17 protein-coding genes are annotated in these 22268 nt (G+C 37.3%); 7 read left to right on the top strand and 10 right to left on the bottom strand.

Features of this window, described 5'->3' with window-relative positions:
- Window positions 1-47 precede the first annotated feature (47 nt).
- Window positions 48-995 (bottom strand): MBL fold metallo-hydrolase, encoded by a 948-nt coding sequence (locus ACY9Z2_RS12525; protein ID WP_463609991.1) that lies wholly within the window; start codon window positions 993-995, stop codon window positions 48-50.
- 138 nt (window positions 996-1133) lie between these two features.
- Here ACY9Z2_RS12525 and ACY9Z2_RS12520 point away from each other — a divergent pair, with 138 nt between their 5' ends.
- Window positions 1134-1589, top strand: a complete 456-nt coding sequence (locus tag ACY9Z2_RS12520; RefSeq protein WP_463609990.1) for a hypothetical protein — start codon at window positions 1134-1136, stop codon at window positions 1587-1589.
- Window positions 1590-1657: 68 nt separating this feature from the next.
- A complete protein-coding gene (locus ACY9Z2_RS12515) occupies window positions 1658-2272 on the top strand; it encodes a spore coat protein (protein ID WP_463609989.1) in 615 nt (204 codons plus the stop codon).
- Window positions 2273-2343: 71 nt separating this feature from the next.
- Here ACY9Z2_RS12515 and ACY9Z2_RS12510 read toward each other — a convergent pair whose 3' ends face one another.
- On the bottom strand, window positions 2344-2508 hold the full coding sequence (locus ACY9Z2_RS12510; RefSeq protein WP_463609988.1) for a hypothetical protein: 165 nt from the start codon (window positions 2506-2508) through the stop codon (window positions 2344-2346).
- Between the two features lie 774 nt (window positions 2509-3282).
- On the bottom strand, window positions 3283-4776 hold the full coding sequence (locus ACY9Z2_RS12505; RefSeq protein WP_463609987.1) for a peptide MFS transporter: 1494 nt from the start codon (window positions 4774-4776) through the stop codon (window positions 3283-3285).
- A gap of 560 nt (window positions 4777-5336) precedes the next feature.
- Here ACY9Z2_RS12505 and ltaS point away from each other — a divergent pair.
- The 3 genes from ltaS to ACY9Z2_RS12490 all read left to right on the top strand — a co-directional run bounded on the left by ltaS (window position 5337) and on the right by ACY9Z2_RS12490 (window position 7919).
- The gene (ltaS, locus tag ACY9Z2_RS12500) at window positions 5337-7280 is read left to right on the top strand and encodes a lipoteichoic acid synthase (RefSeq protein ID WP_491737605.1); all 1944 of its coding nucleotides are present in this window, start codon (window positions 5337-5339) and stop codon (window positions 7278-7280) included.
- Between the two features lie 108 nt (window positions 7281-7388).
- Complete coding sequence (locus ACY9Z2_RS12495) at window positions 7389-7559, top strand: YfhD family protein (protein WP_463609985.1); 171 nt, start codon at window positions 7389-7391, stop codon at window positions 7557-7559.
- A 111-nt stretch (window positions 7560-7670) separates the two neighbouring features.
- Window positions 7671-7919: a DNA alkylation repair protein gene (locus tag ACY9Z2_RS12490; protein WP_463609984.1), complete on the top strand. Its 249-nt coding sequence runs from the start codon at window positions 7671-7673 to the stop codon at window positions 7917-7919.
- Window positions 7920-8461: 542 nt separating this feature from the next.
- Here ACY9Z2_RS12490 and ACY9Z2_RS12485 read toward each other — a convergent pair.
- Window positions 8462-9688 (bottom strand): molybdopterin-dependent oxidoreductase, encoded by a 1227-nt coding sequence (locus tag ACY9Z2_RS12485; RefSeq protein WP_463609983.1) that lies wholly within the window; start codon window positions 9686-9688, stop codon window positions 8462-8464.
- A 92-nt stretch (window positions 9689-9780) separates the two neighbouring features.
- A complete protein-coding gene (locus ACY9Z2_RS12480; RefSeq protein ID WP_463609982.1) occupies window positions 9781-10362 on the bottom strand; it encodes a cysteine dioxygenase family protein in 582 nt (193 codons plus the stop codon).
- 148 nt (window positions 10363-10510) lie between these two features.
- On the opposite strand from ACY9Z2_RS12480, the gene ACY9Z2_RS12475 reads away from it, so the two are divergent.
- The gene (locus tag ACY9Z2_RS12475) at window positions 10511-12496 is read left to right on the top strand and encodes an acetoacetate--CoA ligase (RefSeq protein ID WP_463609981.1); all 1986 of its coding nucleotides are present in this window, start codon (window positions 10511-10513) and stop codon (window positions 12494-12496) included.
- A gap of 461 nt (window positions 12497-12957) precedes the next feature.
- On the opposite strand, the gene ACY9Z2_RS12470 is transcribed toward ACY9Z2_RS12475, so the two are convergent.
- Window positions 12958-13842, bottom strand: coding sequence for a LysR family transcriptional regulator (locus ACY9Z2_RS12470; RefSeq protein ID WP_463609980.1), 885 nt, complete (start codon window positions 13840-13842; stop codon window positions 12958-12960).
- Between the two features lie 104 nt (window positions 13843-13946).
- Between ACY9Z2_RS12470 and ACY9Z2_RS12465 the strand changes: the two genes are divergently transcribed.
- Window positions 13947-14951 (top strand): YeiH family protein, encoded by a 1005-nt coding sequence (locus ACY9Z2_RS12465; RefSeq protein ID WP_463609979.1) that lies wholly within the window; start codon window positions 13947-13949, stop codon window positions 14949-14951.
- Window positions 14952-14980: 29 nt separating this feature from the next.
- On the opposite strand, the gene ACY9Z2_RS12460 is transcribed toward ACY9Z2_RS12465, so the two are convergent.
- The 4 genes from ACY9Z2_RS12460 to ACY9Z2_RS12445 form a co-directional block, all read right to left on the bottom strand.
- On the bottom strand, window positions 14981-15634 hold the full coding sequence (locus ACY9Z2_RS12460; protein ID WP_463609978.1) for a reverse transcriptase-like protein: 654 nt from the start codon (window positions 15632-15634) through the stop codon (window positions 14981-14983).
- 59 nt (window positions 15635-15693) lie between these two features.
- Window positions 15694-16911, bottom strand: a complete 1218-nt coding sequence (locus ACY9Z2_RS12455; protein WP_463609977.1) for an MFS transporter — start codon at window positions 16909-16911, stop codon at window positions 15694-15696.
- On the bottom strand, window positions 16901-17947 hold the full coding sequence (locus ACY9Z2_RS12450) for an ArsR/SmtB family transcription factor (RefSeq protein WP_463609976.1): 1047 nt from the start codon (window positions 17945-17947) through the stop codon (window positions 16901-16903). Before ACY9Z2_RS12450 ends, ACY9Z2_RS12455 begins: the two co-directional genes overlap by 11 nt.
- Window positions 17948-18373: 426 nt before the next feature.
- Complete coding sequence (locus ACY9Z2_RS12445) at window positions 18374-22066, bottom strand: 5'-nucleotidase C-terminal domain-containing protein (protein ID WP_463609975.1); 3693 nt, start codon at window positions 22064-22066, stop codon at window positions 18374-18376.
- Window positions 22067-22268 lie beyond the last annotated feature (202 nt).

Here is a 22268-nt window from a genome sequence, read left to right as displayed (position 1 = left end):
AAACACAAAGGCACTCCTTCCACAATCCGGAAGAAGCGCCCTTTTTATTACATTTTTACTTTTTGGAAATAATCAATAATGCCTAATGCACTAACTTGCATATCAAGGTTTATCAGAATGTACACATCATGATCATCCGGAACATCGAGTGTACGCAAGTGTTCTTTAACACGAAATAATAACCTTCTCGCAAGTTCTGCATAGCCTTCTCCAGCGAAATAAACCTTTTCTCCCTCTTCCACAAATAGTTCTAGCCACTTAGATGCTTGGTCAAGCGCAACGTTAATATTAGTAGTCACTCCAAAATGACCGTAGTATATCCGGTCAACATTAAGTTCTTTCACACGACTAATGGCGTGTTGCATCGCAGTAGGGTCAAAATGATTGGGTGAAGTCGAAGGTAGAAATAAGTCTATACCATCACGAATCAATTGATCGTATCGTATACCGACTGTATCTCCTGTAAATATTCCATTACTAACTGGGTCATAAATACTGAAGTGATGTTTAGCGTGACCAGGAGTATCCAGAAATTCAAGCGTACATTCTGATCCAATATTTAATACATCACCTTCACCCTTAACAATGATTTTGTCTTCGGGTACAGGAACAATTGGATCGAATAATTCAGAGAAGCTTTCCCCATATATTGCCCGTGCACCAGCAGCTAAGCGTTTTGGATCAACTAAATGACGCTCACCCCTTGGATGTACAACCACCTTTGCATTAGGACAATCCTTTAATAAGTACCCCGCACCTCCTGCATGATCTAAGTGAATATGTGTAACAACGATATATTTTACATCACTTAATGAAAATCCCAATGATTTAAGTCCCTGTTTTACATACTTAACAGATGGACTGGGTCCAGTTTCAATTAATGTTAGGTTTTCTTCATCGATAACATATGTACCCGTGCGTTCAGGTTTACCTAAATCATAACCGTCAATTAAATAAATCCGATTATCAATTCGAATTGGTCGCTTAGCTTCCATCTCTCTTCACCTAGCCTTCATTAAATAATTATTCTAAATAATTATAACATTGTTCCATTCTTTTTTATCAAAACATCCGCATAATGCGAGAAAAATTTACCATACTAAGCAATAGTAACCATTAGGAGGGTAAGTAAAATGAAAAGCATAATTTACTTTTTACTGACAGTCGTCGTGTTCATTACTGTTGCACTAAATGACTCTAATGAAGAAGCTAAACAAGTGGAACAGAATGATACAAATAATCGAGAAGCCATTCAAGTAGCGGATAGTGGTTCTTCTTCACTAGAAAAAGGAGTCGGTCGTGTTCTAGATTCATTGAAGGAACTAAAAAACGTTACAAAAAAATCTCCAGAACGAGTTGGATCCATTCAAAATAAAGCCAAGAACCTAGGTGAAAAATGGGACGAAATTGAAAAAATGGTAGAGGAAAAATATCCAGAGGACTACGAGAACATTGAAAAAAGTCTATACCCATTACTCGCTGAGGCTAAGAAAGAAAAACCAAACCTGGTCCAGATTATAGGACATATCGATGATACGGAGAAAAAGCTAAACGCATTTAAGAAAAAAATTGGAACAACTTCCTCTTAATTAAGGATGCATAGGAAAGACAAGACAACACAAAATAAATTTGACTAATTTAAAGGAGGCTTTTATTCGTGCAAAATCAAAACCAACAGCAAAACCTACAAGGTACATCACAAATGCCAGCTCAGGTAAGCCATGGCGGACATGAGCTATTTGATACGCATGAAGCATTATCAACATTAACAGGTGGTATTGAACAATATTTATTATATGAACAGCATATAAAAAGTCCTGAATTAAAGACGATGCATCAACGTCATCGCACATTTTTGACACAGCTTTACAATACAATTGTTGAAACGTTAAAAACAGGACAAGAACCTACTGTTAAAACACAAACGTATAATATGCAACAAAGTAACGATGTAATTTACGGTATGCAACCGTCAGCACCAAAGTCTCCAAGTCAATCCGTTAGTCAAATTAATGATGAATGTGTTTCAGGGTATATGTTAGGTGTTATGAAGTCTACTGCATCAGCATTTACAATGACAGCACTTGAAGTAACGAATCCTGTTCTACGACGCGTTATTTCAGACAGCGTTCCAAACATCGTCGAAATGGCATATGAAGTATTTTTATTCCAAAATAAAAATCAATACTATCAGGTTCCTCAGTTACCTCCACAGGATATGCAAACCATAATGAATAGCTTTGCACCAATCCAGGGAACCATGCCACATTAAGTGTTCACCGTAACTTACGGCTTTAGACACAAAACAACCTATTCACATCGTGGATAGGTTGTTTTTCGATCTTAATCTAAAAGACGATTCGTTTCATCTACTTCAAGGATTCTTGTTGGTTGTGCATTCTGTAAGCCCTGACCATCACACACACTACATTTGTATTGCCAACCTTCATCATCAGATAGCATGCCGGTCCCTTCACAAGCTGGGCATGTATTTTGTCTTTCAACCATCTTGCTTCATCCTTTCAAATGTTCTTTTTCATCATCAACTAGCTTCTATCTTTTTTGTTAAAAATATGCATCAGTAAAATCGGTTACTAATGCAAACTAGCCTTGAATTGCCCTTCATAATGCTGTGAAGCGTTTTTGGACCAATAATCTCCTTGGTTTACCTTTCATTATCGCTATGAAGCGTTTTTAAAATAATAATTAACTTGCAACACGACGAGCACGAGTTTGAAGACCCCGCAGAGTGGTTAATAATGAAGGCCGTCCCCTAAGGTGCGCGACTGCCCGCAGCGTAAACAAAACATTCTGAACGAATAGTACACAAAGACACTGCTTGGTATCGGACTGAGGATGCCTTATTTACCCTTTTTACCTTTATTTTGAGGATTAACGGACACACGATGCCTTATTCAGCTAAAAAACATGATTTTCAACTGTTTTTACCCAAATAAGGAATCCTGAGTCCGATAACAACCGGATTTACCCTTATTTTTCACAAATAAGGAATCGTGTGTCCGTTAACTCCGCTAGCTGACATCCTGCACGCAATCATTCCAGTACGTTCGGAAATGTTACTTGACTAGCCTTGCCCGAAGCGGAAATCAGCGTCACAGCTACCATAATCATGAATTTACACTAGTTCGCAATTTACTTCGACTGCGAATCTATCTAATCATTACTTTATGTTACTTTGTTGATAAAACAATTTTTATACATTCATATTTTTTATAAAAATCCCGTTAACCTGCTTGAAGCAAGTTAACGGGAAGGTAGTTACTAAAGTATTCCACGCATAAATGTTTGAATTTTTTTCGAAAAAGCTAATAGGATAAATCCAAGTAGTACAGCGAATCCACCGATTAACCCGAAGTAAAATACTTCAGTAGATGGATCATATAACTTTACGATTTGAGCATTAACTGCTTGACCAGCTGCATTTGACATAAACCATAAGCTCATCGTTTGTGCTGAGAAGGCCGCAGGTGCAAGCTTTGTTGTCGCAGATAATCCTACTGGCGAAATGCAAAGTTCACCAAGTACTACTAAGAAAAAGCTAAGCACTAGCCATAATGGGCTTACAAGTGATTCAGTGCCATTAATTAAAGCTGGGAAAATTAATACCATAAACGATATACCGCCAAGAATAATACCTAAACCAAATTTTGTTGGTGTTGACGGTTGACGATCGCCAAGTTTAATCCACATACTAGCAAATACTGGCGCTAGGAAAATAATGAATAATGGATTTAATGATTGGAACCATGAAGCAAATAATTCAATTCCCATGAAACTTAATTCTGTTCGTTCTTTAGCATAAAGAGCTAAAATAATCGAACCTTGCTCTTGGATAGCCCAGAAAACCATTGATCCGACGAATAATGGAATGTAAGCAAGAATCCGCGAACGCTCATCATCATTTGTTTTCGGACTACGATACATAACAATAAAGTAGGCAGTTGGTATCGCTATACCTAAAAAGCTAATTAAATAGGTAAACGTTGTAATCGTTAAGATATTTGTAGGAATAGTTATTGCCAGTAAAATCGCAATGATTACCGCACCAATTCCAAATTGCATGATAACCTTTTTTCTTTCTCCGTCACCAAGTGGATTTGGAACATACGTACCGGCAAGTCCTAGATACTTTTTGCGTGTAACTAGGAACACAACTAGGCCAAGAAACATACCGATTGCAGCTAAGCTAAAGCCATAGTGATAGCTATATTCTTGTCCAACTGTACCAACAATTAACGGGGCAATTAACGCACCCATGTTGATTCCCATATAAAAGATACTAAAGCCTGAGTCCCGTCTTTTATCCTCTGGGCTGTACATGTCCCCAACTACACTCGAAACGTTTGGCTTTAATAAACCAGTACCAATAATAATGAAGAACATGGATAGAAATAACCCTGTAACTTGTAATGGTAATGCAAGGACGATATGTCCGATCATAATCAGTACCCCACCATAAAAAACTGTTTGCTGGGTACCTAATAATCTGTCAGCGATCCACCCACCGATTACACCTGTCATATATACAAGTGCACCGTAAATCGCCATGATGGAAGTTGCAACCTCCGTACTGATTCCTAGCCCTCCATCTACTACCTCCGTGTACATATAGAAAAGCAGGATTGCACGCATTCCATAGTAAGAAAAGCGCTCCCAAAATTCTGTAAAAAATAATGTGAATAACCCTTTAGGTTGTCCAAAAAATCCACGTTGCGGAACACTTTGAACAATCTTTTGTCGATCAATTTTTGACATGATGTTTACAAACTCCTTTTTTGTGTTATTGAAAAAGATGGACAAAGTTTTCATATACTTCATTTTCCTACATACAAATATGTGTAGGAAAAAAACATGGGACAACTTCCACATTCGTCAAGCTTAGCTTATAAGACCAATGTTCTCGTTGCACTAATACTGATATTAGTTAGAAAACTTAGCTTACCGCTAAGCTTTATTAGCAGCCTAACTTACACTTATACTGATATCCTTAGAAATTAAACTTTCGTCTATCAGTGAAAATAATTCTAACTATTCTTATCAGTCAAAAGTAAAAATTTTTCTGTTAATTCGGACGGTAATACGCCCTAGGTTAAACTGCAATAGAACAATAATATTTCTACGTTTTTCATTTGTCAATTGACGAAAAATTTTAAAATACCGTAATTAAAATTCTTTTTACAAACAGATTAAATCTATGTACAATTTGTGAATAGGCTTGCTTTGAAATTAGAATTTGATTACACTAGAATATCGAAGTTCATGTTTATAACTTTGATTACAAATAATAAAAATTTGAGGTGAAAACAATGAAGAATATGCCTTTTTCTTCAAAAATGGGATTCTTTTTTGTTGCTGTACTATTACTCTGGATAAAATCTTATATTATATATGTTTATGAATTTGATCTTGATATTCAAAATGGAATGCAGGAGTTTCTATTATTTTTTAACCCACTTAGTTCTGCATTAATATTCCTAGGTTTTGCTTTGTTTGCGAAAGGTAAACGGGCGGGTATCTGGATTATTATAATAGACTTCTTAATGAGTTTTATGTTGTATGCAAATGTTGTTTACTACCGGTCCGCAGCGGATTATATTACACTTCCAACACTTACACAAACTAGTAATTTCGGAAGTTTAGGTGGCAGTATTGCTAGTTTAGTAGCATGGCATGATTTATTTTATGCTCTTGACATTGTTATTCTTATTGCACTATTTGTGTGGACAAAGAAAAACTGGTCTGCAAGCAAAATGCAAAAGAAAAAGCCAGTAATGGTTCTTGCTGTAGGTGTATTAGCTTTTTCTATCAATCTAGGATTAGCAGAAGCAGATCGTCCGCAGCTATTAACTAGAACCTTTGACCGTAACTATATTGTGAAGTACTTAGGCTCTTATAACTTTGCAATCTATGATGCTATTCAAACGTTACGCTCTTCAACTCAACGTGTTTTAGCGGATAGTAGCGATATTACAGAAGTAGAAAACTATACGAAAAATAAATATGCTGAACCAAATCCAGAACTCTTTGGGGTTGCCAAAGGAAAGAACATTATTAAAATACACCTTGAATCGTTTCAGTCATTTTTGATTGATTACAAATTGCACGGAGAAGAAGTAACACCATTTTTAAATTCACTAGTGCATGATGAAAGTAAAAACTTCACGTATTTTGATAATTTCTTCCATCAAACAGCACAAGGAAAAACTGCTGATGCTGAATTGCTCTTGGACACATCCTTGTATCCATTACCGCAAGGCGCAGCATTCGTGACAAAAGGTAACAACACGTATCAAGCATTACCAGCTATACTGGGACAGAGACAAGGATATACATCAGCGGTATTTCATGGTGATAACAAATCATTCTGGAACCGTGATGAAGTATATAAACAATTTGGAATCGATAAGTTCTTTTATTCTGCTCATTACGATATGAATAAAGAAAATGTAATTAACTATGGTCTAAAAGATAAACCATTCTTTAAGCAATCGATGCCGATGTTAAAGTCATTAGAAGAGCCTTTTTATGCACATATGATGACATTAACACATCATCATCCATATCTAATAAGTCCTGAGGAAGCATCTATTAAACCTGCAGAAACAGGCGATCCATCAGTTGATCGATACTTCCAAACGGCAAGATACTTGGATGAATCACTAAAAGAGTTTTTCCAATATCTAAAAGATGCCGGCCTATATAAGGATTCGGTAATTATGATATATGGAGATCACTACGGTATTTCAGAAAACCATAATGCCGCAATGAAACAATTGCTTGGAGAAGAAATTACAGAATTCAAACACGCACAATTGCAACGTGTTCCATTTATGATTAAAATACCTGGTGTTGACGGAAAAGGAACTGTACACGAATATTCAAGTCAAATTGACGTCATGCCAACACTTCTACATCTAGTAGGAATTGACGCACAAAATTATATTCAATTTGGAACAGACATGTTCTCTAAAGATCATAAAGAATATATTGCACTACGTGATGGAGATTTCATCACTGATAAATATAGTTTCATTTCTGGCACCTATTATGACAATGAAACTGGTGAAAAAATAGAAAAGCCAACAGAAAAAATGAAAGAATTAAAAGAAAAAGTACGACATGAGCTCGAGTTATCTGATAAGGTTTTATACGGAGACCTTCTCCGATTCTATACACCAACGAAAAAATGGGAACCTGTTGATGCATCAGAGATTTCCTATGATACAGATAGTTCGACCGTAGAAGAGGAAAGTAAATAATTATAAATAAGCAATCAATGGATTTCGTCCATTTGATTGCTTATTTTTTTGGTTAATTATGTAACCATTGCACATACTAAAAGAAACTATTTCAAAAGAGGTGAAACAATGGGTAGAGATGAACATAACCATTCAAAAGGAAAAAATCGCATGCCACAAACACCAAAGAGTAACTTAACTGATGGTAGAGATGTTGAGTTTATTGAAGAATTTGCTGACCATGAAGATAAAGAGGCGCAAGAAAGAAGTCGTGCTGCCGATAAACGAGCAAAAGGTTAGAAAAACTCGGCATTCGCCTCGTCCTTAATAGCGAATGCCAAAGTTTTTCTTATAATGTCTACCATAATTTATAATATCCGACGTTATAAACAAAAGGTAGGGGGTGCTACCATGCAAAAATACTTATGTCCGAACTGTAAAACAAATCGTTCTCGTTTTAACCTAATCGAACAAGTCGCTCGACCTGTGAAATTAGATCCACAATCCGGTGAGGTTACAAACGATTATTCAACAGATAATGTGGAAGTATTTCACACACTTTATAATGGACCAAAGTACAAGGTTCAATGTGGTGCTTGCGGATTAGTTGAAGACGAACAATCATTTGTGAAGTTTGCGGAGTATAACAACAAACCATAAAATATGGCTACATTTCTAGGATTATCACTCTTTAAATTTACAATTGATGTAAACTGCGGGCTAGTGAAAATTCATATTTATAGTAACGTTGATTTCCACTTCGGGTAAGGCTAGTGAAGTAACATTTTCGAGCATACGGAATGATTGTATGCAGGATGTCAGCTAGCGGACAGACGATTCCTTATTTGTGAAAAATAAGGGTAAATGCGGTTATTATCGGACTCAGGATTCCTTATTTGGGTAAAAACAGTTGAAAATCATCTTTTTTAGCCTAATAAGGCATCGTGTGTCCGTTAATCCTCAAAATAAAGGTAAAAAAAGGTGAATAAGGCATCCTCAGTCCGATACCAAGCAGTGTCCTTGACGTACTATAAGTTCAGAGACTTCTGTGTCCGCTACTAGGAAGGATTCGCGACTACTCTTTTTTTAAGTTGATAAAGTTCACATTAAATTGTTTTTGTAACAAAACAAAAATCTTCTAGGAAACAATCAAATGAAAAAACAGTATCACATCACACGAAGTGATACTGTTTTTCCTACTTTTACTTCACCCAAGCATCTTTTGAGTACCCTCTCTGTTCCCAGAAACCAGTATGCTCATGATCAATTAGCTCAATTCTGTTCAGCCATTTTACCGATTTATACGCATACATTTTTGGCACAATTAATCGGACTGGTCCACCATTTTTCTTACTGATAAGCTCCCCGTCAATTAACATCGCAATCATAACATCATCAAGCATTGCTTGTTCCACAGTTAGTGTATCAGTATAGACACCATCTGCCGAATAAAATTTCAACACCTTTGCCTCAGGCTTAATCCCCGCTTTTTTAATAAATTGCTTAAGTGGAATCCCTTCCCACGTAATATCGTATACGTTCCAACCTGTTACACAATGAAAATTACTTACCTGTACCTCTCGACTGAGCTTCAAAAAATCTTTCCAGCGATAAGTGTTTGGGTTCTCAACAAGTCCATCAACCGTAAAACTCCAATTCTCATTCGTTAATGTAGGCATTTCTGTTACAGTATAATAGCGAAAATCTCCATTTCTCCCACCGCCAATTGGGGGCTTTGATTTAGGCTTTGGTTGTGGTAGTGGTTCAAAGTGATTTGCTTTTACATCTTTAGAAAACTCTCCTAATGAAGGAAAATATGTTTTTAACCAATTTCCAATAAACGGGATGGAAATAATCGCAATTAATACACCTGTAAGCTTTCGTAAAAATGTCCTTCTTCTGATGACAGGATTATGATCTTCAATAGGTACTGGGTGTTTAAGTTTCCTCTTTTCGCTAGCATTCTTTTCCATTCGTTTGAACCATTTACTTCGGGTAACACTGTGATAAACAATGTAAGGAACACCAATCCATGTAGCAAGATCATGCAGGAACAACATGAACGTACTTATAAATGGTGGAAATGTTCGATGAAAGGTTAGGAATAATCCAGAAATAATAAGTGTGATTAGTATTAGAAGGACGAAGAATAGATTGTTGCGATGATTTAAACGTTGTCTTAATCGTTTTAAATGTCTTTTTAGCTTAGGTAAATAAACGAGTAACGGGAGGATACTAATCATTCCAATTATTATATGAATATTTTTTACATCCACACGAATTCCGGGAAAGGTTGAACGGAATGTAGTAGAAAACAAAATGATTCCACTTATGGAAAGCAATAAGAACAAAATAGCATTCGTATGGTGAATCCGAACAAGTTTTTTTCCAAAGTTTATTTTTTGTTTAAAAAACATTTTCCAGTTCATTCGCTCCTCTCCCTTCGTTTCTGTCTATACTAAACCAAAAATACACTTTCGTATAATAACTTGATTGCAATGATATTTTTCACCCTAAAAGGTTAAGAAGAATAACCTATCTGCTTCTTGCGAATTGCAAATGTATCTTTTTCATTTAGGGCATCAAAAATTAAAAAACTATTCAGTCGCTTTCCATAAACATGGATGGTAATCGCCGTTTCATCTCCATCAGCCTCAAGAATGTGGCAATCTGCTGGCGGGAGGAGCTGAGCTGTGCTATCTTCACTTACCGTTAACGATCCTGTATGATATAGCTTTCTAATTTCCTCAGAAACCTCTTCGATTTGTAAGTAGTTCTGAACCTTGATACGGCCTGCATAAACACCTTCTACACCCCATGTTCCATCATGATCATGCAATGGAGTTCGTTGTCCAGGCTTCCATACAAGTGCTATTACTTCAAATCGATCTTTTGGATCGTGATACAACGAATAACGTGCATAATGGTTTTCGTTCGCCTCTAACTTTTCACTCTCTAGCCACGATTTTGTCCGAACTAATTTACCAACCAATTTTTCAGCGTGTATGACGCGTTGTGCATCTTCATTATACGACTCAACTACATCTGTCATTTCCTTAATAAAGTCAGACAGAACATATGGGCTCTGAACTTTTTCCACCATTTCTTCTCCTCCTTGGAATTCAATTATTCTACTAAAATAGTAGCACACGTGTTAGTAAAATCAAGACTAGTATACCACCGTATGCTTTACACCCAGTAAGCGGTTTCATATAATAGGAGTAATGATTGATCAATTCAGGAGGGGTACAATGGCACAAACAGAAGAAGGAACCTTGCTTTGGGAACCGACCGAAAAAAGAAAACAACAATCAAACATCTACCAATATATGAACTGGTTGCAAAAACACAAAAATAAGCAATTTGACGATTACCATTCACTTTGGAAATGGTCTGTAGATGATATGGAAGACTTCTGGGGATCATTATGGGAGTATTTCAATATCCAATCCAAAACTGATTATGAAAAAGTGCTATCCTCACACAAAATGCCAGGGGCAGAGTGGTTTACTGGTACTGAGATTAACTATGCTGAACACATTTTTAAAAATTTCAACCGACATAAACCTGCAATTATTCATACATCAGAAGTTAGAGAAACACAAGAAGTTAGATGGGATAAATTATACCAAGATACTGCCGCATTACAATTAACCTTAAAGCATTTAGGAGTTAAAAAGGGAGATCGAGTAGTTGCATATGTTGCAAACATCTATGAATCGGTAGTCGCTTTTCTTGCGACATCAAGTATCGGGGCAATTTGGTCAAGCGCATCGCCAGACTTTGGTACACAAAGCGTGATTGATCGTTTCAAGCAAATTGAACCTAAGGTAATGGTAACTGTAGATGGATATCGCTACAGTGGAAAAGATTTCAACCGCTTATCGGTAGTAGAAAAAATTCAGGCTGAGTTACCTACGTTAGATGCAACAATCGCAATTCCCTACCTAAATGAAAATGCCAATTTTGATTGTTTAAAAAACGTTACTACGTGGAAACACGCCGTAAATTTAGGCAGAGAAATAACACTTAACTTCGAACGGGTTCCGTTTAATGATCCACTTTGGGTATTATTCTCCTCCGGAACTACTGGTAAACCAAAGCCTATTGTCCAAAGTCAAGGTGGCATTTTAATGGAACACTTAAAAGCATTAACTTTCCATTGTGATCTTGATGAAAATGACCGTTTCTTTTGGTTTACGACTACTGGTTGGATGATGTGGAACTTTCTTGTTGGCGGGTTACTAACAGGTAGTACTATTGTGCTGTATGATGGTAATCCAGGTTATCCTGATAAAAAAATGCTTTGGAAATTAGCGGAAGAAACGAAAATGACTGTTTTTGGAACAAGTGCAAGCTATATTACTACATGTATGAAAGATGATTTTATCCCGAAAGAAGAATTTGATCTACGTTATTTAACGAATATCAGTTCAACCGGTTCACCGCTTCCACCAGAAGGCTTTCAGTGGTGTTATGACAATGTAAAAGAAGATTTATGGATTGCATCAGCAAGCGGTGGGACTGACGTATGTACCGCATTTATATTAGGCGCACCGATCTTACCCGTGTATGCTGGTGAATTACAATGTCGAGGACTAGGCGCTAAAATCGAGAGTTTTACTGATGACGGTGAACCCAAAATAAATGAGGTAGGTGAACTTGTTTTAACTGAACCTTTCCCTTCCATGCCAATTTATTTCTGGAACGATGAAGATGGTAGCCGCTTGCATGATAGTTACTTTGATGTATTTCCAGGAACTTGGCGACATGGTGATTATTTAAAAATCACTGATCGGCATACGTGTGTTATTTACGGTCGATCTGATGCAACGATAAATCGTGGCGGAATTAGAATCGGCACAAGTGAAATTTATCGAGCAGTTGATCAAGTAGATGAGGTTGCTGACAGCTTGATAGTCGATATACCTGATGGAAATGGCGATTCCTACGTCCCATTGTTTGTAACGATGAAGAATGGAGCAGAATTAACCGACGAGATTAAGCAATCTATTAAAAGTCAAATTAAAACGCAGTGTTCGCCAAGGCATGCTCCAACAGGAATATATAGTGTTCCAGACCTTCCCAAAACATTAAACGGCAAAAAGCTCGAGATTCCTGTTAAGAAAATTTTAATGGGTAAACCTATAGATAAAGTCGTTAATCAAGGATCGCTTAGTAATCCCGATTCATTGAATTATTTTGTTGAATTTGCTAAAAAGCAAACAAATGAATAAAATAATAAACTGTCACCATTCTGAGGTGGCAGTTTATTATTTTTCATTTAACTGCCATTCGAATAGATAGTTGTTTTGTATACAACATGATAAAAAACAATTACTAGTACTACACAATCTTTAGCGGACAGAGGATACCTTATTTAACCTTTTTGAAGTAATTTTAAGGATTAACGGACTCAGGATGTCTTATTCAGATAAAAAAGCATACCTTTCACCTGTTTTTAGCCAAATAAGGTATCATCTGTCCGCAAACTGCCACGAATGCCCCTATTTTTCACAAATAAGGAATCGTGAGTCCGTTAACTCACTCAAGCCACACAATGTTCGCTCCAAACCGATCTGCCCGCAACTGCAATCAACGTTCAGTTACTATAAAAATGAATTTTCACTAGTTCGCAAATTACATCAACCGAAATACTGAAATGCAATCTAAACAAAAAAACTAAACATCACTTGCATCATTCCACCGTAATCCTCTCATTTCGCAACAATGAAATAAACACTTCCAATGCTTTTGTCTGGAACATCGATTTCGTGACGATAGAAAACTGTCTTGAAAATGGCAGCCCCTCCACATCTAACGAAACTAATTCACCATTTTTTAATTCTTTTTGTATTGCCCACTTTGATAACAGGCTAATACCCAAGCCAGCTTCTACGGACTCTTTAATTGGTTGTGTGCTCCCAAAGGTCATTATTTGAGTAGGAGATACTTCTAGTTGATTTAACATATTATCGGTTGCTTCACGCGTACCGGAACCTTCCTCACGAACTATCCATGTTTCTCGTTCAAGATCAGCTGTGTTAGTAAAGTTTTTTGCCAATTCATGCTCTGCTCCTACTACAACGACCATTTGATCTTCAGCAAATTCATCCACCGTAAGTTCTTTGGTTTTAAAATGCCCTTCCACTATACCAATATCAAGTTGATAGCTATCTACTAAAGCTGCAATTTCAGTTGTATTCCCAATCGTTACAGACGGTTGAATCTCTGGATAAGTCGCCCGTAATTTCGCAATAATATGGGGGAGAACATATTCACCAAACGTGTAACTAGCGCCGATAGCGATTGGACCATTAGCAACATTCGTAACATCGTCGACTAATGTTTGCATTTTTGTATATAAACCTAAAATTTCTTTTGCGTGGTGGTATACAATTTCTCCTACTTTATTTAAACGCACGTACTTGTTGCTTCGTTCGAGTAGTCTTGTTCCAATATTATTTTCGAGTGTCCGTATATACTGACTAACTGCGGGTTGGGTCATATGTAATTCTTCAGCTGCACGAGAAAAATTTTGTTTATCTACAACTGTTACAAAAACTTGTAAATGCTGATCCATCTTAATACCACCCTATTCATAATCATTTACTTATCATACCTATTATAATAAATTATTTTTCTTATAAACAACAAACAATTATCATAAATAATGGAGGTGACACGATGACACTACATAAAACAAGTTTTGGAAACTGGATAGGCGGAATTGCATTTACATTTTTTATAGCACTACTTGGCTATTTGTTAGCGTTGGTTCCTGGGTTCGACCGCGTCGGCCAGCTTGCCTGTGCCATTATTATTGCAATCATTTACAGACAATTTTTCGGTTATCCTGAAGTGATCCGATCAGGAATTACCTTTTCATCCAAAAAAATACTACGAATTGCGATTGTTCTATATGGATTAAAACTAAACATCGATACCGTAATTAATGATGGATTAACCTTACTGATTCGTGATGCACTTGTAATTACTTTTGCGATACTCGTTATGATTTGGCTTGCCAAGTTTATAAAAGCTAATAAAACAATTTCTTTATTACTAGGAGTCGGTACTGGTGTATGTGGTGCTGCAGCAATTGCAGCAGTGGCGCCAATTGTGAAAGCAAAAGACGAGGATACTGCCATCGGAGTTGGAATTATCGCCTTAATGGGGACTATTTTTGCACTTATTTATACTGTTTTAAGACCGCTTCTCCCTATATCTCCAGTAGAATATGGAATTTGGTCAGGATCTAGTTTACATGAGCTTGCACACGTTGCACTTGCTGCTGCACCAGCAGGTAATGAGGCACTGGCAATTGGCCTTCTTGCCAAGCTTGGCCGTGTATTTTTACTCGTACCACTTTGCTTTATTTTTATTTTTATCATGAAACGAAAAAACCAAAGCACTGAAGATTCACAAGCAAAAGTGGAATTTCCTTGGTTTTTGGTAGGATTCATTGTGATGAGTGTTATTGGTAGCTATGTATTAGGTGAATTGATTCCCGTAACCGAAAATGTGATGAACGGTATTTATACAGCAACATCTTGGTTACTTACTGCCGCGATGGTGGGACTAGGGTTAAATGTTAGTCTACGCGACTTAAGAACCAAAGCATTGAAGCCACTAATTGCTATGATCATCACGTCGATTTTGTTATCTATCTGGACACTCTTTACCGTTTAACGGGAAAAGCCCAGTTTACATTAACTGGGCTATATTTCCTTCGTACTATGAATCGTTACGCGTTTAAGCGCTTGTCCCGCCAACCAATCCGCTTCTTTGTTGTCATTACGATTAATTACCTCATACGACGGTTTAACTCCCATTTCATGGAGCTTTCCTTCTATTCGATCTAACCAAGCGTTTAACTTTTCATCGTAGCATGGCCACTCCTCTAAAAGCTGACGCAAAACACCTTGTGCATCACCTCGGAATGTACATGGTAAATGATGCACATCCAATTCCTGCAGTTGTGTAATTGCATAAAATAACGCGGCATATTCTGCTTCGTTATTCGTTTCCATCATTTCAATAAAATGATTCGTTCGCAATCGATACGGTACCTTACCTTTTTTATAAAAAATAACAACACCTAGCCCAGCATTTCCTGATTTACGATCATACCCTCCATCAAAATATATTTCCACATCATGCGGCTCTTGTTCAATCGCTTCCTTCAGTTTCGTAAATTCCTTCTTCGTCCATTCATTTCCCATTTCATCAATGATGACAATTTCTTTTGCCCGGCCCGTGTTTTCTATATCAGGAATCAACTTTTCCAACGATTCCTGTGTTGTCCATTCCGACTCCAATTCAATTTGATCTGTCTTTTTCCCTTTATAGATCCACTTCAGTTTAACCTTCATCTTCTCCGCTCCTTTTGCATCTTTAATCTAGCCTAAGTGACGGGAAAATATTCTTCAACCTATTTATAGCTTAACGATGGATGTAGATAAACAAATGATGCGAGAGTGGAGATTGCTCCACCTATTAATATAGTCGTATCCGTTCCAATTTGCACTGCCATAACTCCAGCCAAGAATGCTCCTACCGGCATCAGAAGCCAAGTCATAAATCGACTTGTAGCTACTACACGTCCTAGTAAATGATCTGGCGTTAAGGTCTGTCTAATTGTAGCAATGCACGGATTCATCATGGAAGCTGCCACCGTTCCCATAAGATTGAATAAAACTAATGCCATATATGTATGTGCAACGCTGAAAAGAATAATGGAGACTCCACCCGCAAAAGATGCAAGAAATAAAATTCTTCGATACGAAAATTTTTTCCGTAACAAATTGGTGGCTAACGCTCCAAAAATGGCACCAATACCTCCAATAGATAATAACCAACCAATCTTTGTTGTAGCAAGCTGCATGTCATCCTTCAAATAAAAAATCATCATCGTTAAGAATAGCGTCGTTCCGAAAACGGATGCTAGCATCGCCAAATTTGTAAATAAAATTGGCTTTATTTGAATTACATACTGAAATCCTTCCTTAATATCCGCGACAAAGGTTCTTTTTTTTGACATCGGCTTAACAAAGTCAATATTGATACTTAATACCGCAAAAAAAGCTATGAAAAAACTTATTGCATTAAGTATCAAAGCATATCCAGGGTTATATAAACTGATTAATATGCCACCTAGTCCAGGAGCCACAAGGACCGCTGTATTAAATATACCGGTATTAATAGAATTAACCGTGTGAAGATCTTGTTTTCGAACCATGCTTGGTACCGATGCAAACTGTGACGTATTATAGATTTGGCTCAAAAATCCAATTGTCAACGCTCCACTATATAGTTGCCACATTTCCAATCGGTCGACTATAAACAGTACCCCAATCACGCCAACTAGTATCCCTCGACCAAAATCACAAATTAACAAAAGCATTTTTCGATTCAACCGATCGGAAAGTATGCCCGTAATGGGCTGTAAAATAATTGGAAGTCGTTCCAGAAACGCCACCGTACCCATCGCCAACGGAGACCCCGTCAATGCCAGAACAATTAATGGTATCGCAATCAAATAAATTTGATCACCAAAAAATGAAATGAGGTTACCGCCCATGAAACGGAATACAGGATAATTTTTGGATAGCTTCGGGTAATCTAATTCTTTCGTAGCGTTAACCTCCATACAAAAACTGCTCCAATTCCTTACCTAAAACATCTAATGCGTGTTTTTTTAAACAATACTTAGAATCCTTAATTTCTACAAGCTTAGCCGAGCGAAGTATTTTCAAATGATGGTGAATGGTTGACTTTCCCATTTCCAATTTATTCGTAAGATCCTGCAACGTAACATCACTTTCTGCCAAATACTTGACGATTTTCATTCTAACTTCGTCCCCGAGTGCCTTGTATTTATTCACCAAAAATTGACTTGGCTGATATGGATCACCTGGATAAACACTGTCATTTGCAACTGGATAATAAAATATTTTCGTGCCTTTGATATCTGCCTCAACGTTCCAAGGCCTGTACACAAAGTGAGGAATAAGCAGCACATGATACACACTCGGTTCAGGGTAATAGGTACTTCCCCCCGTTGCCCACTCCACTAGTTCTTCTGAATTCAATTTTTCAAGCATTTGTTTCTTAGCATGATAGTCTCTTTCTAAAATCGCTTGTATTTTTTCAGCCTCGGGTTCAATAGCGGCTTTATACCAACCTTCCATCGTAGTGCTAAGATGATTTTTTAACACTCCCGAATCAACTGTACAGATATATTCAATGTATGTAGGAAAAAATGGGTTATCGCTTGAAGCTTTCTTTAGCTGTTCGACTGCAGACTTATCTCCTTTTGCAGCATCTCGTCGTTCCTGTTGGTAACCTTCTCCAAGATAAGGAATACAAATGAATTTCATCTCTTCAGAAGTAAGTTTTTCCATATAGGCAAGAAATTCAGGTAAAGTTGTAAACCTATCTTGATGAAGAAGCTGCAGTAATGCCTTCCATGTGTTGTGTTTTTGCACATAGTTAAGCTGCACCATCATGTCAGCTGATAACGATTGTTTCACTTTACTCCAATAATCATTCGTCTTTTCTAATGTATCAATCAATCTTTCATTTGTAACCGCAGCAATTCCTAGTGCACACTCCCACAGTAACGAATACTCTAACTTAATTTGATACGTTTCTCTCTTTCGATTCGTCATATTTAATACATTCACTTAATCACCTCATTTGATTATGGTTGTATTTGATTCTACATTAATTGAACAAATTATTCAATAATAATTGAATATAATGTTTAAAAAATATTGAATGTAATCCAAATTTATTTCAGATTATCCAAGATTCAGCGTTATGCAACTTCCATTAACTCAGAGGAAAGTAGTTTACCGGACACAGGTTCCACTATTTCCATAAAAAAAGCCAATTTCAACACGTTGACGGACTCCAGATCCTCTATTTCATGCAATTTGCCCTAAACCAGCATCCATTTTGCCAAATAGCGAATCCTCTGTCCGCTAAACCCTTAAATTGTGGTCTTTTTGTTCAAATAAGGGATCCTGTGTCCGCATATCATGATAAAAAAATTTCCAAACAAAAATAGGATCCAGCACCAAAGCTGGATCCCACAAAAATTAACGCTATTAATCTAAACTAACCTTCATCACACCGCTTGGCATTTCTATCATTTCAAAAGTCTTCGATGTTACATCATTTTTCACTACCAATGTAACTTCCTTTTCTTTCAAAATATCTACCTGTTTCTTATTTAACAACAAGCGACGTGGCTTCTTATCGTTTTGAATATTAATCACAACGCGAACACCATTTTCAAGAGCTTCTATATCCCTTGTATGAACAGTTGCAGTTCCGTTGTTCTTCTTTGGTTCCACAATTACCTCTGGCTGTGGTTCTTCACCCGGCAACTCAGTGGTAGTAGTAATTCGTCCTTCCGGGCCATATTCAAATGGATCAGCTTCTGTAGTATTCAAGCTTTCCACAAACTCTATCGTTGCATCCAAATCAGTGGGTCCCATTACAGGATTTTTACCCAATTCACTAATCGGCGCATACTTTGAACCAGTTGACGTGCCCATATAATTATTCACGGTTAGAGTATAAGTCTTATCCATATCAACAGGTGTTCCGTCTGGTAATGTTACACTTACAACCTCTGTCGTTTCTGGATTCCACGTATAATGAAAGCCGCTGATGCTATAGTCTGGACCATATTTTTCCGACAATTGTGCTTGAATAATCGGATAAAGATCTGCTCCCTTAATTTCAAACTTCATTAACGTATTGCCGAACGGTTGGATGTTATACAAATCTCCCCACGTTACTTCACCTGCTAGTAAATCAGCGCGAATTCCACCACCATTCATCATGGCAAAATCACTATTCATTGTTGCCTTCATACCGTCTGCAATTAGATTACCCAATCCGTGATCACCATTGTTGGAATAATCACCAGTTAGATCCGTTGCATTATAGCCAATCACTTCGTTCATAATTGGTGCGATTTGCTCAGCATATTTTTGTAAAATAGCAGTAACTTCTGCATCAGGTGTAACCTGACTTTGATCTACAAAAACAACTTCCGCCTCTTTCGATACGATATCGCCTGTTGCACGGTCAATTTCAAGATCAACATCTGCAAATGCTTTTCCGTACTCGGAAGCCTGAACGATTAACTTATTATCAACAACACCGTCGACTACCATATGATTGTGTGCTGCAAAAATAACGTCCACTTCATCATTAACCTCATTTGCTAAATCAGCTGCTTGTCCTGTAGCACTATCACCTGACTGCTCTGCAGGAATATGAGCAAGTAAAACAATTGCCTCAACACCTTCCGCTTGCAAATCAGCCACAGCTTCATTCGTTGCAGTAGTCGCATTAGTAAATTGGATATCCTGAATTCCAGCCGGCATAACCATACCTGCAGCCTCCTGCGTAATGACGCCAACGAATCCGATCTTTTCACCATCTACTTCTTTCACAACATATGGAGGTAAGAATGTATCTCCTGTATCTTTGTATTCACAGTTTGCACAAAGCAGTGGAAAATTCATTCCATCATAGTTCTCTGTACCTTCCGGATGTTCACCACCATTAACCATGCGTAATAACTCGTCTGTGCCCTCATCAAATTCATGATTTCCTACTGTTCCAACGTCAAAACCAATTTCCTCCATGATTTCAACAGTTGGTTCATCTTGAAGTAATCCAGACACTGGTGAGCTACCACCAATCATATCACCAGCATGAACGACTAATGTATTTGGATTGGTTTGTTCACGTGCCTTAATTGCACCTGCAACATAATCCATCTTTCCATACGTGCTAAATGTACCATCGCCATCAGGGTCTAGTTCATATTGTTGATCAATTTTTCCATGTAAATCATTCATGCTTAATAATTGGACTTGAAGATTCTCCGTGTTTCCATCCCCATCTCCAACAAATGTGTAACCATACTCCTGTGCTGTTTTCTCATCCCAGAAAAATACGCGATTCTCCACTGGAACATCTGTCCAATTTTCTGGTAAAACATATTTCATTGTATCGGAGTTTCCAACGTATTTAGAGAATCCTTTTTGATCATCATTTGCTCGGAAAACAAATGGAAGTTCAAGAAGTGTGTCTTCTGGATTCCAAATACCAAGTCCTGCATCCTTCGCTTCTTTTACAGCATTTTGATACGTCGGGTATACTTCTTCGTCAAATGGCGCAATAAAGTACGTTACCGCGTAACCTTGACGAACCATTTCAACGTTAATATTGACGCCGTCTTCCTTACGAATAATTTCTGCTAGTAATCTACCATATTGATCAGTAGGCTCTTCGCCAATTTTCACTAACACTTTATCACCAGGCTGAAGCAATTCCTTCATATAAGCTTTTGCTTCTTCGCCTTTCGCTTTTTGGTTCTGATTAATTTCATCTCGTGCTGGATCATCGTTATGTGCTGTATACGTTTCTGGTGTATCAATATTTAAGAAACGAACCTTCGTACCACCAAGAACAGGATCAGCTAAATGGATCGTATCGCCATCTGTCACACTTTCAACAGTAGATTCATAGATTCCTGCCGCAGATGGTGGCTCAGGCTGCTCTTCTGCCAATTGAATATCAGCTTGTTCTGTTGGAATTAACTGATAGGAATCGTATTGACTAACAATCGCGGTAACATCATACCATTTATCCGCTTCAATTAAAGAAATGTCAAGTGACCCCTCTATTACACGTAAAGTCGTACCATTATAATCACCATCTACCAGAGATATATTATATCCTCCGCCAGCTGGTGAGCTTGGGATATTTTCAATAAAACCTGTAACGTGAACTAATTCCCCTTCATACTGCTCAGCCACTGCTGGATCCTGTAAATCAGCAAGAGAAATTGACTGAACATCAGGTAAGGCTTGTCCTTCTTCAACAACTTCAATTGAACTCGGCACAACCTCTTTCAATCCATTATAGGAAGCTAGTTCCCCAGTTACTTTTACTAGATCCCCTTCTTTAACGTCAGGTAGATCTCCTTGTTCAAATGCAAATACATTAATACCGCCAGTCTCGTCTTGTATGTAAGTTGTAAATTGTGCACCGTTACTGATTGCGGTATTATCAACCGTCACAACGCCCTCTACGATTACTGCTGTTCCATCACTTAATCCACGCGCTTCCGCAATCGTATATGCTTCTGCATCTGGATCAGGATCTACAGGTGGTTCACCTGGATCTACTCCATCCATTGTGTGAGAACCAAGGTACGCAAACGTATTTGTTGCATAATCAGTCCATTCTGCCTGGTCATACGTTGTATTTGGTCCTGTTACTTCTGGATTTCTTACTTGTGTAACATCTTTTGCGAAATCATTCGTTGTTCCGATATTACCAAAAGAATCGAGTACCATGTCGCCTTTTTTCAAAACAACAACATCATCACCATTAAAATTAACTACTGATGAATCCTGTAGATCTGCTTGATTTAAAATACTAGGATCTGCGCTTTTATGTGCAATAACATAAACTTCCCCATGCTGTAAGGTGCCTGACAATGTAACTGCCTGACTAGGTTCCGTTGCACCATTACTATATAACGCTAATTGGTAATTAGATAAATCTACCTCTGAACCAGTTCCATTATAAATCTCGATTGCTTTATTGTAGGAACTGCCTTCAATATACTCTGAAACAAATAAATCCTCTGCTGCTACTTCATTACTTTCAGCTGAAACAGGTATTGCTAAAATAGTAGAATAGTTCATAAATACGAGCGTGAAAATAAGAAATAGATTCAACAACCTCTTAACAGTAGAATTTCTCATCGGTACCCTCCAATTTAATTTTTGTATCACAAACGCATTATGATATGACATAATTGCGCACAATACACTATTAATATGGCACATTTAATAGAATGATACAATTCAAATTTTGTAAATTTATAGTAAAAACTGACTACAAATAAGAGGCTTTTATAAAAACAGTTAGAAGGACCTATAATTATTTTACTGTTTACGTTTGAAT

It is taken from the genome of Virgibacillus sp. GM2-2 (genome assembly GCF_055329585.1).
Note: the sequence above shows the minus strand (reverse complement) of the source record. Positions and strands in the feature narration are given on the sequence as shown.

Excerpts from the sequence above, each read along its gene's own strand:
- ACY9Z2_RS12525 (WP_463609991.1), bottom strand. The coding sequence starts at position 995 with ATGGAAGCTAAGCGACCAATTCGAATTGATAATCGGATTTATTTAATT.
- ACY9Z2_RS12520 (WP_463609990.1), top strand. The coding sequence starts at position 1,134 with ATGAAAAGCATAATTTACTTTTTACTGACAGTCGTCGTGTTCATTACT.
- ACY9Z2_RS12510 (WP_463609988.1), bottom strand. The coding sequence starts at position 2,508 with ATGGTTGAAAGACAAAATACATGCCCAGCTTGTGAAGGGACCGGCATG.
- ACY9Z2_RS12505 (WP_463609987.1), bottom strand. The coding sequence starts at position 4,776 with ATGTCAAAAATTGATCGACAAAAGATTGTTCAAAGTGTTCCGCAACGT.
- ltaS (WP_491737605.1), top strand. The coding sequence starts at position 5,337 with ATGCCTTTTTCTTCAAAAATGGGATTCTTTTTTGTTGCTGTACTATTA.
- ACY9Z2_RS12495 (WP_463609985.1), top strand. The coding sequence starts at position 7,389 with ATGGGTAGAGATGAACATAACCATTCAAAAGGAAAAAATCGCATGCCA.
- ACY9Z2_RS12490 (WP_463609984.1), top strand. The coding sequence starts at position 7,671 with ATGCAAAAATACTTATGTCCGAACTGTAAAACAAATCGTTCTCGTTTT.
- ACY9Z2_RS12485 (WP_463609983.1), bottom strand. The coding sequence starts at position 9,688 with ATGAACTGGAAAATGTTTTTTAAACAAAAAATAAACTTTGGAAAAAAA.
- ACY9Z2_RS12480 (WP_463609982.1), bottom strand. The coding sequence starts at position 10,362 with ATGGTGGAAAAAGTTCAGAGCCCATATGTTCTGTCTGACTTTATTAAG.
- ACY9Z2_RS12475 (WP_463609981.1), top strand. The coding sequence starts at position 10,511 with ATGGCACAAACAGAAGAAGGAACCTTGCTTTGGGAACCGACCGAAAAA.
- ACY9Z2_RS12470 (WP_463609980.1), bottom strand. The coding sequence starts at position 13,842 with ATGGATCAGCATTTACAAGTTTTTGTAACAGTTGTAGATAAACAAAAT.
- ACY9Z2_RS12465 (WP_463609979.1), top strand. The coding sequence starts at position 13,947 with ATGACACTACATAAAACAAGTTTTGGAAACTGGATAGGCGGAATTGCA.
- ACY9Z2_RS12460 (WP_463609978.1), bottom strand. The coding sequence starts at position 15,634 with ATGAAGGTTAAACTGAAGTGGATCTATAAAGGGAAAAAGACAGATCAA.
- ACY9Z2_RS12455 (WP_463609977.1), bottom strand. The coding sequence starts at position 16,911 with ATGGAGGTTAACGCTACGAAAGAATTAGATTACCCGAAGCTATCCAAA.
- ACY9Z2_RS12445 (WP_463609975.1), bottom strand. The coding sequence starts at position 22,066 with ATGAGAAATTCTACTGTTAAGAGGTTGTTGAATCTATTTCTTATTTTC.